We start from the raw sequence: 12,217 nt of genomic DNA, 5'->3' as shown, positions 1-12,217 counted from the left end.
GAGACGCCGAGCGCCGGTCGCGCGGTCAGAGCGTTTTCAGGAGGGCGTCGACGCTCTGGTAGCAGAAGAGAACGCCGAATCCGGCGAGGAGGACGGCGCTGCCGTAGCCGACGGCTTTCGCGAGCGAGTCGACGCGCCGGCCGGTGGTCACGAGGACGCTCGGGAAGCCCGTTATCCAGAGGAAGATGCCGGCGAAGAACCCGACGACGGTGAGCGTGCCATTCCCCGTCGCGAGCGTGTATCCCGCGACCTCGACGCTCCCGGGATCGAGGAGCGCGACGCCGGCGGTGAGCCACCAGACGACCTGATACGGGTTCGTGATCGCGAGCGCGAACGCCTTCCTGAACCCCGCGCCCGGGGCGCTCCGCTCTGAGAGCGCGGTCTGCGCGTCGAGATACGCGCCGTACGCGAAGTAGAGCATCAAGAGCCCGCCGATACCCACCATGACGCCGCGGACGACCGGGAACTCCCGGACGAACGTCACGACGCCGAGGAGCGCGAGCACGAAGAAACAGGCGTCCGCGGTCATCGCGCCGAGCCCGGCGGCGACGCCGGAGCGCCACCCGCCGTTCACGGATTCGTTCGCGATGACGGCGTTCATCGGCCCCGGCGGCGCGGCGAGCGACAGCCCGAGGAGAACGCCGGCGAGTAGTGAGACGACCATACCACGAGACGGCGACGCGACGGGAAAAATCCACGGACAGCGACAGTCCACGCAGCGAGTGACGCGACGGACGACCGACCCGGAGCGCGCTCTTCGAGTTACGCCGTCGCTTCGGTCCGCGGCTGGACGCGTATCTGCGCCGCAATCGCCGTCGGCAGATGGACGCGCTCGCTTCCGGATTCGGCTGGCGCATCGGGACGCCCTTCGCTCGTCCCGGCCGCATCGGGACGCCCTTCGCTCGACCCGGCTGGCGCGTCGGGTCGCCCGTTGACTTCTACCGTGAGCATGTCGATGGGCGTGACTTCGACGACGGTGAGAATCGCGCCGGGTTTGACGCCGGCGTCGGCGAGGTAGGAGAGGTGTTCGTCGTCGCGGTCGCTGACGCGCGAGACGACGACGACGTCACCCTCCTCGGCGTCGGTGAGGCGCGCGGTGTCGTCGCCCGGGAGCGGTTCGAGGTCGGGCGTCGGAATCGGGTCGCCGTGCGGGTCCACGGCGGGGTCGCCGAGCGCGCTCGCGACGCGCTCCTCGAACGCCTCGGAGATGTGGTGTTCGAGCGTGTCCGCCTCCTCGTGGACTTCGCTCCAGTCGTAGTCGAGGTGCTCGGCGAGGTAGGCTTCGAGGAGGCGGTGGTGACGGAGCACTTCGAGCGCGACGGCCTCGCCCTCCTCCGTGAGCTCTGCGCCCTTGTACTTCTCGCGGTCGACGAGCCCGCGCTCTTCGAGCTTGTCGAGCATGCTCGTCACGGTCGGCGGCGTCACGTCGAGGGATGCGGCGATGTCGGACGTCCGGACCGGAGCGCCCTCCTCGCGCTCCAGCGTGTAGATGGCCTTCAGGTAGTCCTCCATCACGTCACTCAGCATCACGAGACGAGTTAGACGGGGCTAACGCTTGAACGTACCGACGCAAAACACGCGCGTTCGACGGGACCGCGAAGCACGGCGAGCGAGAACCCTAGATGCCGCGGCTCATCAGACGCGAGCGGAGCACGTCCGCGTCCTTGTTCCCTTGACTCGTGTTGAGGAGGACGACGGTGTCGTCCGCGGCGAACGCGCCCTCGTCGGCGAGGTTCCACGCGCCCGCCGCGGCGACCGCGCCCGAGACGCCCATCTCGACGCCGACGCCCTCCGCCACGGCGAGCGCGGCGTCGAGGATATCGCCGTCCGTCGCCGTCACGCCCGCGCCGCCGGTGTCCTCGACGGCGTCGACGGCGAGTTGTGCGCCCGACGGGTCGGGGTCAGGGACCTCGATGGCCCCGGCGATGGTGTCCGGCGCGTCCCACGGCTCGACCGCGTGGTCCTCCTGGAGCGCGCGGACGATGGGCGCACACCCCTCGGCCTGCGCGGCGTAGAGCCGCGGCATGGACGGGGCCTTCCCCAGGTCGACGAGTTCGCGCGCCGCCTTCCCGAGGCCCGCGAGCAGTTCGCCGTGCCCGGTCGGCGCGATAACGGCGTCCGGCACCACGCCGAACTCGTCGTCGACGACCTCGTAGAGCACCGTCTTCAGCCCCTCGTGGCGGTACGGCGTGTCGAACGCGCCGACCGCGTGCCAGTCGTCGTGTTCCTCGACCGCGTCCCGGTAGGCGCTCACCGCGTCCCCGAGGCGGCCCTCGACGACGGACATCTCGCCGCCGTGGACGTTCACCATCGCCTTCCGCGAGAACCCCGCGCGCGTCGGCACGAAGGACTCGCTCGGCAGGCCCGCGCGCGCCGCGTACGCCGCCGCCGACTGCGCGTCGTCGCCCGTCGACGCCAGCGTCACTGTGCTCTCGCCGCCCGCCGGCGTCACCGCGAGCGAGAGCCCGCGGTCCACCGCCGTCCCCGTCGGGTTCCGCCCGTCGTCCTTTATCAGCACGCGATTCACGCCGAGCTCCTCCGCGAGCCCCGGCGCTTCGACGAGGGGCGTGCCGCCCTCGCCGAGCGACACCGCCGCCGACCCCGCGAACGGCAGGACCGGCTCGTACGCCCACATCGACCCCTCGTCGTCGAGCGCCACCGACCCGAGGTCGTACTGGGCGTCCAACACCCCGCTGCACTCCGGACACCGACCCAGCGCCGGGTCGTCGAACGTCTCCCCGCAGTCCACGCACGAGAGCCCGCTGAAAGCCGTCGTCGTCTCCATACTCGCCCTCGCATCCGAACCGCGGAAATGCTGTCGGTCTCGCTCCGGCACGGAACGCCGCGTGCCGCGGACCGTCGGGGTTTTTGCCGGTTCGGCGTCGAGACCGTGTATGGTCGACGCGCTCGCCGACAAACGAACGGCGACCCGCTTTCGCATCCTCGCGGAGATCGCCGACCGCCAGCCCGCCGTCAGCCAGGGCGAGATCGCGGACGCCGTCGGCGTCACCACGCAGGCCGTCTCCGAGTACATCCGCGAGCTCACCGAGGACGGCCTCGTCGAGAAGGAAGGTCGGTCGCGCTACCGCGTGACGAAGGAGGGCGTAGACTGGCTCCTCCGCACCGCGAACGACGTCCGCCGATACGCGGACCACGTCACCGGCGACGTCCTCGGGAACGTCCACGAGGACGCCGCTATCGCTACCGCCGCCATCGAACAGGGCGACACCGTCTCCCTCGTCATGCGCGACGGCCTCCTCCACGCCACCCCCGGCGGGGACGCCGCCGCCACCGGCGTCGCCACCACCGACGCCGACGAGGGCGAGGACGTCGGCGTCACCGGCTTCGAAGGCATCATCGACCTCCAACCCGGCTCCGTGACGGTCTTCCAGATTCCGCCCGTCCGCTCCGGCGGCAGCCACGCCGTCGACACCGCCGACCTCGCCAGCGCCTGCGCGGACGCCGACCTCGTCGTCGCCGCCGGCGTCGAAGCCGTCGTCTCCCTCCGCAAGAGCGACGTCGAACCGAGCGTCGTCTTCGCCGCCGGCGACGTCGCCGCCGACGCCGCCGGCCGCGGGCTCTCCGTTACTGTCGCCGCCACCGCCGACGCCGTCGGCCGCGTCACCGACCCACTCAGGGACGCCGGCGTCTCGTACGAAGTTACGGACCTCGCGTAGCGCGTCCGTTGCACGCGAGACTTTGTCTGCGGAGTCACGGATTTAGCGTGAGAAGGTTGGTGAGCAGTCGGTGAGAAGCGGCGGGGAGCGTTCACTGGGTAACACGGAAAGCCCGCGGGACCCAATCAGGAGGTAGTGCTCAGTGATACGCCCGGCGTCCACCACGTCACGGGGACGGTGGGGGACGCGCAGGAGAACGTCGACTTCTACACCGGCGTGCTCGGCCTGCGACTCGTCCGGCAGACGGTGAACCTGAACGATATTCTCGCCTACCACCTCTTCTACGGGAACGCGACGGGCGAGCCGGGGACGGTCTTCACGACGTTCCCGTCGCGGGACGCCGAGGAGGGCCGCGTCGGCCCGCCACAGCCAGAGGCGCTCGCGTTCGCCGTTCCCGAGGGGAGCCTCGACGACTGGCGCGACCGCCTCGACGACCACGGCGTCGACTACGCGGAGCGAGAGCGATTCGGCGACGAGACCGCGCTCGCGTTCGCGGACCCGGACGGCACGCGCCTCGAACTCGTTCCGACTACTCAACCCGTCGAGCCGTGGACGGAGGTCGTCCCCGAGGAGACGGCCATCCGCGGCATCTTCGGTGTCACCGTCCGCTCCGTGAACCCGTACGCGACCGCGAGCGTCCTCGACACGCTCGGCTTCGACCTGGTCGCCGAGGACGACGACCGCGTCCGCTACCGCGCCGCCGGCGACCACGCCGCCGTCGTCGATATTCGCACCGACGACGTCGAGGGCTTCGGCCGCGACGGCACGGGGACGCTCCACCACGTCGCCGTCCGCGTCCCCGACGAGGACGCCCTCCACGAGTGGCGGGAACTCCTCGCCGACCGCGACGGCCTCGAGGTCTCCCGCGTCAAAGACCGCCACGTCTTCCACGCCCTCTACGTCCGCGAACCCGGCGGGATTCTGTTCGAGCTCGCCACCGAAGGGCCGGGGTTGGTCGGCGATCAGGACGAGCCCTACGGTGAGGACGTCGTCCTTCCCGGTCGCCTCGAAGAAGACCGAGCGCTCGTCGAATCCCAACTCCCTCCTCTGAATCCGTGAGCGAGCGATTCCTCCCCGGCGACCCCGCGGACCCGCACGCGGACCAGCCGCTCGTCGCGTCGGGCGCGCCGCTCCGCGCCGCCGACGTCGCGGTCGTCCTCCTCCACAGCCGCGGCGAGAGCGCCGAAAGCGTCACGAAGCTCGCCGAGGAGTTCTACCGGCACGGCGTCGCCTTCCTCGCGCCGCAGGCCGCGAAGTACACGTGGTACACGGGGCGAACGGAGAGCGGAGACGGCGAGAGACCCCCACGAGGCGCGGAGAACGCGGACGACCCGTGGCTCGTCTCGGCCGTTTTGGCCGTCGACCGCGCCGTCTCCACCGCCGTCGACGCCGGCGTCCCTCGCGAGAAGGTCGTCCTCTGGGGGTTCAGTCAGGGCGCGTGCCTCGCCGCCGAATACGCGGTCAGGCATCCACAGCGCTACGGCGGCGTCTTCGCGCTCGCCGGCGCGCTCCTCGCGGACCACGAGAATCCCGCGGGGTCGCTCGACGGCACGCCGGTGTTCCTCGCCGCCGGCGACGACGACCCCCACGTCACTCGGGAGGAGCTCGAAGCGACTCGCGAGACCTTCGACGCTCTCGACGCCGACACCACGCTCGAAACCTACCCCGACACCGGTCACGTCATCACCGATGAGGAAATCCACGCCACCGAAACCCGCCTCGACGCCCTCCTTAGCGAGTAGCCGTCCGGGAGAACCGACCGGTGACACAGACAATTCGGGTGGGACTGAAAGGGTCCTCGCGAGGACCAACGGTCCGAGTGAGGGCAAGCGGGACCGGAGGTCCCGCCATGGTCGGCGGGTCGCGTGATTCTCACGAGGCAGGCACGTGAGCGAAGCGAACGCGCGCAAGGAGGGACGCGCAGCGTCCCTCTAGCAGTCGACGCGGAGCGCCGACGACAGCGAGTGAGAGCGCGCGAGCCGACGGGGGCTTTCGAGGAGACGAAGTCGGCCAGTACTACGCGGTTACGGTCACGATAGCCGAAGAAAACGGCGGAACCGGATCAGCCTCTTACTGCTAGCCGATGTAGCGGAGGTCTTCTTCGCTCGGCGCTTGCTGTTGGCCTTCCATCTGCTGCATCTGCTCGACGACGTCTTCCATCTCGTCGGCGCGGTCGTCGAGGGCGTCGTGGTCGGTTTCGAAGTCGAGGTGGGTTTCGAGGACGTCGAGGACGGCGGCGGCGCTCTTGGGGTCGACGAGGTAGCCGGAGGTTTCGCCCATGAGGCAGGCGACGTGGAACCCGCGGCGGCCGCCGAGGCCGACGAGGAGGCCGCTGGTGCCGACGATGCCGCCGGCGGGTTCCTCGGCGCGGAATTCGACGCCGGCGTCGTCGAGGTCGGGTTTGAGGTCGGCGTCGCTGACCGCGCCGACGACGGTGTACTCGTCGACGAGTTCGCCGGTGGGGACGCCGCCGAGCGCGAACACGTCGCTCACGTCGAAGTCGTCGGCGACGTCGAGGAAGGTCTCGGCGACGCGGTAGTGGCCGGGGCCGTCGCTCGCCTGGTGGTTGCCGGTGAGGACGAGGAGGTCGCGGCCGTCGGTCGGGCACGCGTAGAAGTCGACAGAGGCGAGCGAGCCGACGCCGTCGTCGTCGACCTCGACCTGCGGCGGGAAGTGCTCGGAGTGGACGCGTCGGACGAGCGTGCTCTCGGTCTCTTCAACGAGGTGTTCGGCGACGAGCTTGCCGACGTGCCCGACGCCGGGGAGGCCTTCGACGAGCACGGGGTCGTCGAGTGACGCCTCTTCGACGGATTCAACGAGGATTTCTTCCATGCGGGCTAGTCGCGGGCGCGCCGCTTAAGAGCGCGTCGGTACGCGCCATAGGGGTCCTCGGGGCCGAATCGCGCGGGTGCGGAGTTCACGGCGTCAGCTCCGCACTCCGGGCACTGTTGAGAGAGCGTGTAGACGGGACGGTCGTGCGCCGACTCCCACGCCGAACAGACGCGGATGTCGGATCTGACCATCTAGTCCTCGTCGAGCTGGCGCTCGCGGTGGAACTCGCCGCTCCCGCCGGCGGCGTCGATGGCGTCGACGGCGCGCGCGGCGGCGGCTTCGAGTTCGTCCTCCGCCGTCTTGTAGTTCGGCGCGCGGACGCGAATCCGGTATTCGGGCGACCCGACGTACGTCACGTCGAGTTCGGCTTCGTCGGGGACGTCGTCGCCTTCAGCGGCCTGCAACGCCTCCTTCACGTCGTCGACGCCGTCCGGGTTCGGTGATTCGAGGTGGACGTAGCCGGTCACGGTGACGTAGGGAACGGAGACGTTCTCCCGCGCCGTCTCCACGATGGCGTCCACTTCGTCGTCGTCGAGCCCGGTCGGTTCGAGGGCTTCGTGGCCGTGAATCGCGGCCTCCTCGAACCCGTCGTAGAGGCCGCCGAACGACTCTAAGAGTTCGTTCGCGATGTGGCGGTACTGGTCGTCCGCCATGTCCTCGCCGAACGCGATGGCGAGCCACTTGTCGGCCTTCTGCTCGTTCTTCCACTCCTGAATCTTATCGGAGCGCTGGTGGTCGTTGACGTCCTTGATCGTGAGGTCGATCTGCTGGGCGGACTCGTCGACGTCGAGGACTTTGGCGACGACAGTCTGCCCTTCGCGGACGTGGTCGCGCACGTTCTTGATCCAGCCGGACGCGACCTCGCTGATGTGGACGAGACCGCGCTTGCCCTCGTATTCTTCGAGGTCGACGAACACGCCGAAATCCTCGATTTCGTCGACCTTCCCGACGACGAGCTCGCCGGGTTCAGGCCACCCCTCGTACTTCATCGAGCCTCGACGGTCTCCAGGACGTCGCCTTCGATGTCGGCGTTCCCACCGGTGGGTCGCGCGAGCGTCGTCCCGCAGACGGCGCACGCGACCTCGGTGGACGCCTTCCCGAAGACGACCTGTTCGTTTTCACAGTCCGGACATTCGACTTTGTAGAAGCTCCCGGACATGATTACTCCTGGAACTCCAGTTTGCCGGCGCGCCATCCCTCGCGGAGGTGGGCCTTCCCGCAGTCGCTGCAGCGGTACTTGAGGTCGGTCTTCTTCGTCGGCTTGTCGCCGCCGGGCACCTTCGAGAACTTACCCGAGTTCCCGATGGTGGACGACTTCCGCTCGGACTGGCGGTCGTTCACCTTCTTCATCCCCGTCGAGCGTCCGGTGCGGACTTTCTCGACTTCGTGTTCGTTGTGCTCGTTACAGTGCGGGCAGTACGTATTGAAGCGTCGTGGCATCTGCATAGCGAATCAGCTCTGTTGTCCTTCGGTTCGTGTCGCCCCCTTAAAATCGACACGGTTCGAGCCCGGCGGTGGTTCCGACTCCCGGCTACGAGTTCGCGTTCTCGTTCGAAACCCGCTTTGCGTCGACCACGCTTCGCGCTCGTCGCCAGGACGTGGCACGCGACGCGGGGAGCGGTCTGCAACGGCCGGCGTCGACGGCCGCTCTGCGGATGGATGAGCGATTCGTGTGAGCGACCCGTAGTTATAGGTTCGCGCGCGTCGATGCGCCGATATGACGCGAGCTGCCCTCCTCGCCCTCCTCGTCGTCACCGCGAGCGTCGGACTCGGCGTCGTCGCCGTCGACTCCGCGACCGCGCGCGCACCGCCGCAGGCCGCGTGCGGTGTCTGCACCGACGCGCTCGACGACGCCGCCGCCGACCACGGCGTCACCGTCGAACGCGGAACCAGCGTGATGCACGTCCACGTCTACGCGAACGGCTCTTCGCGGTGGACCGCGACCGTTCAGCTCACCGACGGCGCGGCCGCGCTCGCCGCGAACGACACCCTCCGTCGCGCCGTCGTCGACACTGCTCGACACCGCGTCATCGTCGACGACCCCGTACACCTCCAGAGCCGCGTCGTCGACGACAGCCTCCGCGTCACCTACCTCGCGCGGAACACCAGCCACACCAGGCTCGGCGTCGTGCGATTCGACGCCTTCTACGCCTCCTCTGCGGCCCCGTTCGCGGTGGGCGGCGAGGGCGCACCCTACCCCGGCGCGGACACCCTGGTCGTCCACGCGCCCGCCGACCACACCGTCTCCGGGCACGGCGACACCGGCAGCGCGAACGCCACCGCCGTCACGTGGCAGGGCGACAGCCACGCCCGGTACGCCGGCGACATCGACGACCACACCGTCGTCTCCTTCACCGAACGCGGCGCGCTCCTCCCCGGCGTCCGCACCGCGCTCGCCGGCCTCGTCGACTGGCTCTGAGCAACGCCAGTGCGAAGCGTTTAATCGGAGCGCCGGAGAACCCACGGGCATGAAGCGGCTCATCATCCACGGCGACCCCGGCATCCGGAAGGGCGCGGTCGTGGAGGTCGACGGCCTGGACGGCGAACAGGTCCTCTTCGGCATCTCCCGAAACGGCGAGTGGCACGGCCCGGACCGCGTCCAGCTCTGGTGTACCGCCGGCGACGCCTCCGAACGCGAAGACTACGACCGCCGGAACTACGTCCCCCAGTTCCTCGACGTCGTCACCGCCGACGCCGAGGACGTCACCGTCAAGCAGGCGCGCGGCGCGCACTCTGGCGTCTAACGCCCCGCAGTCACTCGGTCTCGTTCTCGCCCAGTCTACCTCTCACCGTACTTCAACTCCCGGTGGTTTCGCTCTCGGTCGCGTTGTACGCGTAGATGGTGACGCCGTCGTCCTCGTAGGCGGCGGTGAGCGCGGGGTCGTCGTCGAAGCGGTTCTCCACGTCGCCGTAGCGCTCGCGTTCGAGCGGGCCGACGTAGACGTACTCGACGTCGTACTTCTCGAGGAGGACGTGGCGCGTCCGGGTGTCGTTCGTCGTGTAGGCGATGTCGGCGTCGTTCGCGCGCGTCTGGTAGGCGTCGCCGCCGCGATAGATGGCCTCGTGCACCCAGCCGACGACCGACGGGACGCCGGTGAGACTCGACGCGGGGTTCCGCCACGTGTACGCGGTCCGCCCGGGGCGTTCGAGGATGTGCGGCTGGCCCTCTCGGTCGTTCACCCACTCGATGGCGTCCGCCTCCGCCGGGTGCGTCTGGTGCGTGTACTCGATGGCGTCGAGCGTCGGGTCGCTCGCGCCGTCGAAGTGCTGGGTGAGCGCCATTCCCGCGTACGGCGCGAGGACGACGGCGAGCACGAGCGTGACGAGGACGATGCCGACGGACCGCCGGCGGTCGGCGTCGACGGGGAGCCACGTGCGCGTGCGGGCGAGGAGGCTGGCGAGCGCGACGCCGGCGGCGACGCTCCACAGCGACCACGTGGAGAAGTAGGTCTTGAAGACGGTGTTGAGGCGGCCGGGCGCGGCGGCGTCGGAGAGGTAGGCGAACTCGACGACGACGAGGAGGCCCGCGCCCGCGACGACGAGGAGCGTCTCGAACCCGACTCCTCGTTCTCTGAGCGCGTACCAGCCGACGGCGACGAGCGGCCCGGCGAGGAAGAGGCCGACGAGGTCCAGCCACCACCCCGCGACGACGAGCGCCGCGCCGGCGAGAACGACGCCAGCGACCTGTCGACGGTCCGGGTCGAACGTCCCGGTGAGGTGGCTCGCGAAGACGAGGAGGAACGCGCCGTGGACGAGGAGGAAGCCGCCGAGCGGGCTGCGCTCCGGCGAGAAGGAGACGTGCCGGCTCCCGACCCCGGTGAGGAGGACGTTGTCGACGAACGGCGCGACGACGAGGAGGGCGAGCGCGGCGACGACTGCGGCCCCGGCGACGCCGACGAGCGGTCGCGCGGCCTCGTCCGCCAGACGCGTTCGCGGCTCCACCGTCGCGAGTCGCGCGGGGAGGAGCGTCCACGGGCTCGCCGGCGCGAGCGCGAGCGTCAGCGTCACGAGGCCGAGCGAGACCGGGAGGCTCCACGTGTTCACCATCGTCACGAACCCGACGCAGGGCGCGAGCGCGAGCAGGAGGCCGCGTCGCCGCCGCACCTCGCGCTCCGGCGTCTCGTAGTACGCGTAGAGCACCGCGGCGACGAGGAACGTCACGAGCACGGCGAGCATGTGCGCGTGCAGGTCGCCGTTCCGGTAGGAGAAGAGCGGGAACTCCGTGATGTAGGTCATGTCGCCGCGCTGCATCGCCCGCGACGCCGGCCAATACGAAAAGGTCGCCGGCGTCGTCCCCGCCTTCGAGAGCGGGACGCCGAGCCAGCCCGCGATTGGTGCGACCCACGAGGACGGCAGGACGCCCGCGAGCAGGCGAACGGGCGTGTAGAGGTTGCTCGCCAGCCCGAACCACACCGCGCCGAGCGCGCCCGCCGCCCGGGCCGGATACTCTCTCTCTGCCGCGAGGTCGCGCGCCAGCCCGAACACCGCCGTCACCTCCGCCGCGTACACGCCCGCGAGCGCGAGATTGTACGCGTACCGCCCCGACGTGTCGGTCAGGAGGGCGAGCGTCGCCGCGAGCAGGTGGCCGCCGTAGTAGTAGACGACGCGCTCCCCCGCGAACCACACGTCCTGTGGCGGCAGGGAGTTCGCGCGCAGCAGCGACTGGAGGATGCCGAAGTCGAGGAACTTCTCGCCCGCACCCGGGTCCGCCGCCGGGTCGACCGCGCGGACCGCGAGCAAGAAGCAGAAGGCGAGCGTGAACACCGCGAGCGTCTCCGCGAGCTCGCGCCGCGGGAGGTCGACGCCGCCGCGCGCCGCCAGCGCGGCGAGCGCGACGAGGACGACCACGCCGACGAACACCGCCGGCCGGCCGAACGCCCACAACCCCACCCAGTACGTCGGCAGCACGACGACGACGAGCGCGAGCGGCAACGCCACGCCCAGCCCGCGGTCCACCGCCGCCGGAAGCAGCCGCGCCGCGAGCGGCGCGCCGAGCAGGAACAACCCCGCGAACGCCACCCACCAGAGCGCGACCAGCCCGAACTCCATTACCGACAACCCGGGCCACGACGCGCTAAACGCTTTCGGGTTCCCGACTCACCGCGCCGCCGACGCCCGAGGCGACGTCACCACTCTCCGACGAACTAACGCGAGGAAGCCGTTTCGGCCGAGTTCACTCGGCGGTCGAGTCGTCGAGGAGTCGGTCCGCGAGCCCCGCCGCGACCGGCACGCGGGGCGTCTGCCCCTGGTACGCGCGGACGAGCAGGTAGAGCCAGAGACCGAACGCCCCGAGCCCCATTACGAGCCAGACCACGCCGAGCAGCAGCGACAGCGCGCTCCCGAGCGCGAACGCCCAGCCCCCGCCCGCGAAGAACGACGCGGACACCACGAGCTGCAGTATCGAGAGCGCCACGTACGCGACGACCACCACCCCCGACACCGCGATGCTCTGCGCCGCGTGGAACCGAACGAACGCGCGGTCGTCCACCAGGAAGAACGCCACGCCCGTCACCACACCGAACAGGTACGCCAACGCGCCCGCCACGTTCTCGTCCAACCCGGCCGCCCCAGCCGTCGCTCGCGGCTCTCGCCCGAGCTCCATCGCCGGCTCACGCTGTTCAGTCGTCGTCATTGTCTCCTCCGGCGACCCCGCGCCCGGCCGCCACGCTCGGCGGTCACTCAGACGCCATCGCCACTCCCAGTAGGCG

15 protein-coding genes are annotated in these 12,217 nt (G+C 70.2%); 5 read left to right on the top strand and 10 right to left on the bottom strand.

Annotated elements, in window-relative coordinates:
• Positions 1–25: 25 nt before the first annotated feature.
• The 3 genes from IEY26_RS09925 to IEY26_RS09915 form a co-directional block, all read right to left on the bottom strand.
• Complete coding sequence (locus IEY26_RS09925; protein WP_188978453.1) at positions 26–664, bottom strand: LysE family translocator; 639 nt, start codon at positions 662–664, stop codon at positions 26–28.
• A 98-nt stretch (positions 665–762) separates the two neighbouring features.
• The gene (locus IEY26_RS09920; protein WP_188978451.1) at positions 763–1,527 is read right to left on the bottom strand and encodes a metal-dependent transcriptional regulator; all 765 of its coding nucleotides are present in this window, start codon (positions 1,525–1,527) and stop codon (positions 763–765) included.
• A 91-nt stretch (positions 1,528–1,618) separates the two neighbouring features.
• Entirely contained in the window at positions 1,619–2,785 is a 1,167-nt protein-coding gene (locus tag IEY26_RS09915; RefSeq protein ID WP_188978449.1) for a threonine synthase, read from the bottom strand.
• 109 nt (positions 2,786–2,894) lie between these two features.
• On the opposite strand from IEY26_RS09915, the gene IEY26_RS09910 reads away from it, so the two are divergent.
• From IEY26_RS09910 to IEY26_RS09900, 3 genes are all read left to right on the top strand, one after another.
• Positions 2,895–3,677, top strand: coding sequence for a DUF7839 domain-containing protein (locus IEY26_RS09910; protein WP_188978447.1), 783 nt, complete (start codon positions 2,895–2,897; stop codon positions 3,675–3,677).
• 135 nt (positions 3,678–3,812) lie between these two features.
• Positions 3,813–4,736: a VOC family protein gene (locus tag IEY26_RS09905; RefSeq protein ID WP_188978445.1), complete on the top strand. Its 924-nt coding sequence runs from the start codon at positions 3,813–3,815 to the stop codon at positions 4,734–4,736.
• Positions 4,733–5,419 carry an alpha/beta hydrolase gene (locus tag IEY26_RS09900; RefSeq protein ID WP_188978443.1) on the top strand — a complete coding sequence of 229 codons (687 nt, stop codon included), beginning with the start codon at positions 4,733–4,735 and terminating at the stop codon, positions 5,417–5,419. Before IEY26_RS09905 ends, IEY26_RS09900 begins: the two co-directional genes overlap by 4 nt.
• A gap of 334 nt (positions 5,420–5,753) precedes the next feature.
• Here the strand turns inward: IEY26_RS09900 and IEY26_RS09895 are convergent, their stop codons facing one another.
• From IEY26_RS09895 to IEY26_RS09875, 5 genes are read right to left on the bottom strand one after another with little or no spacing between them, the layout of a single operon-like run.
• The gene (locus tag IEY26_RS09895) at positions 5,754–6,509 is read right to left on the bottom strand and encodes a proteasome assembly chaperone family protein (RefSeq protein WP_188978441.1); all 756 of its coding nucleotides are present in this window, start codon (positions 6,507–6,509) and stop codon (positions 5,754–5,756) included.
• Positions 6,510–6,514: 5 nt separating this feature from the next.
• Positions 6,515–6,700 carry an RNA-protein complex protein Nop10 gene (locus tag IEY26_RS09890; RefSeq protein ID WP_188978439.1) on the bottom strand — a complete coding sequence of 62 codons (186 nt, stop codon included), beginning with the start codon at positions 6,698–6,700 and terminating at the stop codon, positions 6,515–6,517.
• On the bottom strand, positions 6,701–7,498 hold the full coding sequence (locus tag IEY26_RS09885; RefSeq protein WP_188978437.1) for a translation initiation factor IF-2 subunit alpha: 798 nt from the start codon (positions 7,496–7,498) through the stop codon (positions 6,701–6,703).
• Positions 7,495–7,668: a 30S ribosomal protein S27e gene (locus tag IEY26_RS09880; protein WP_188978435.1), complete on the bottom strand. Its 174-nt coding sequence runs from the start codon at positions 7,666–7,668 to the stop codon at positions 7,495–7,497. The genes IEY26_RS09885 and IEY26_RS09880 overlap by 4 nt, the downstream gene beginning before the upstream one ends.
• 2 nt (positions 7,669–7,670) lie before the next feature.
• Entirely contained in the window at positions 7,671–7,955 is a 285-nt protein-coding gene (locus tag IEY26_RS09875) for a 50S ribosomal protein L44e (RefSeq protein ID WP_188978433.1), read from the bottom strand.
• Between the two features lie 271 nt (positions 7,956–8,226).
• Here IEY26_RS09875 and IEY26_RS09870 point away from each other — a divergent pair, with 271 nt between their 5' ends.
• Complete coding sequence (locus IEY26_RS09870) at positions 8,227–8,928, top strand: hypothetical protein (RefSeq protein ID WP_188978431.1); 702 nt, start codon at positions 8,227–8,229, stop codon at positions 8,926–8,928.
• A gap of 49 nt (positions 8,929–8,977) precedes the next feature.
• Complete coding sequence (locus IEY26_RS09865; RefSeq protein WP_188978429.1) at positions 8,978–9,253, top strand: HAH_0734 family protein; 276 nt, start codon at positions 8,978–8,980, stop codon at positions 9,251–9,253.
• 52 nt (positions 9,254–9,305) lie between these two features.
• Here the strand turns inward: IEY26_RS09865 and IEY26_RS09860 are convergent, their stop codons facing one another.
• Both IEY26_RS09860 and IEY26_RS09855 read right to left on the bottom strand, forming a co-directional pair.
• A complete protein-coding gene (locus IEY26_RS09860; protein ID WP_188978427.1) occupies positions 9,306–11,558 on the bottom strand; it encodes a DUF2298 domain-containing protein in 2,253 nt (750 codons plus the stop codon).
• 124 nt (positions 11,559–11,682) lie between these two features.
• Complete coding sequence (locus IEY26_RS09855; protein ID WP_188978425.1) at positions 11,683–12,141, bottom strand: DUF4870 domain-containing protein; 459 nt, start codon at positions 12,139–12,141, stop codon at positions 11,683–11,685.
• Positions 12,142–12,217 lie beyond the last annotated feature (76 nt).

Origin of the sequence: Halocalculus aciditolerans (assembly GCF_014647475.1) — an archaeon.
Lineage (GTDB): Archaea > Halobacteriota > Halobacteria > Halobacteriales > Halobacteriaceae > Halocalculus > Halocalculus aciditolerans.
Note: the sequence above shows the minus strand (reverse complement) of the source record. Positions and strands in the feature narration are given on the sequence as shown.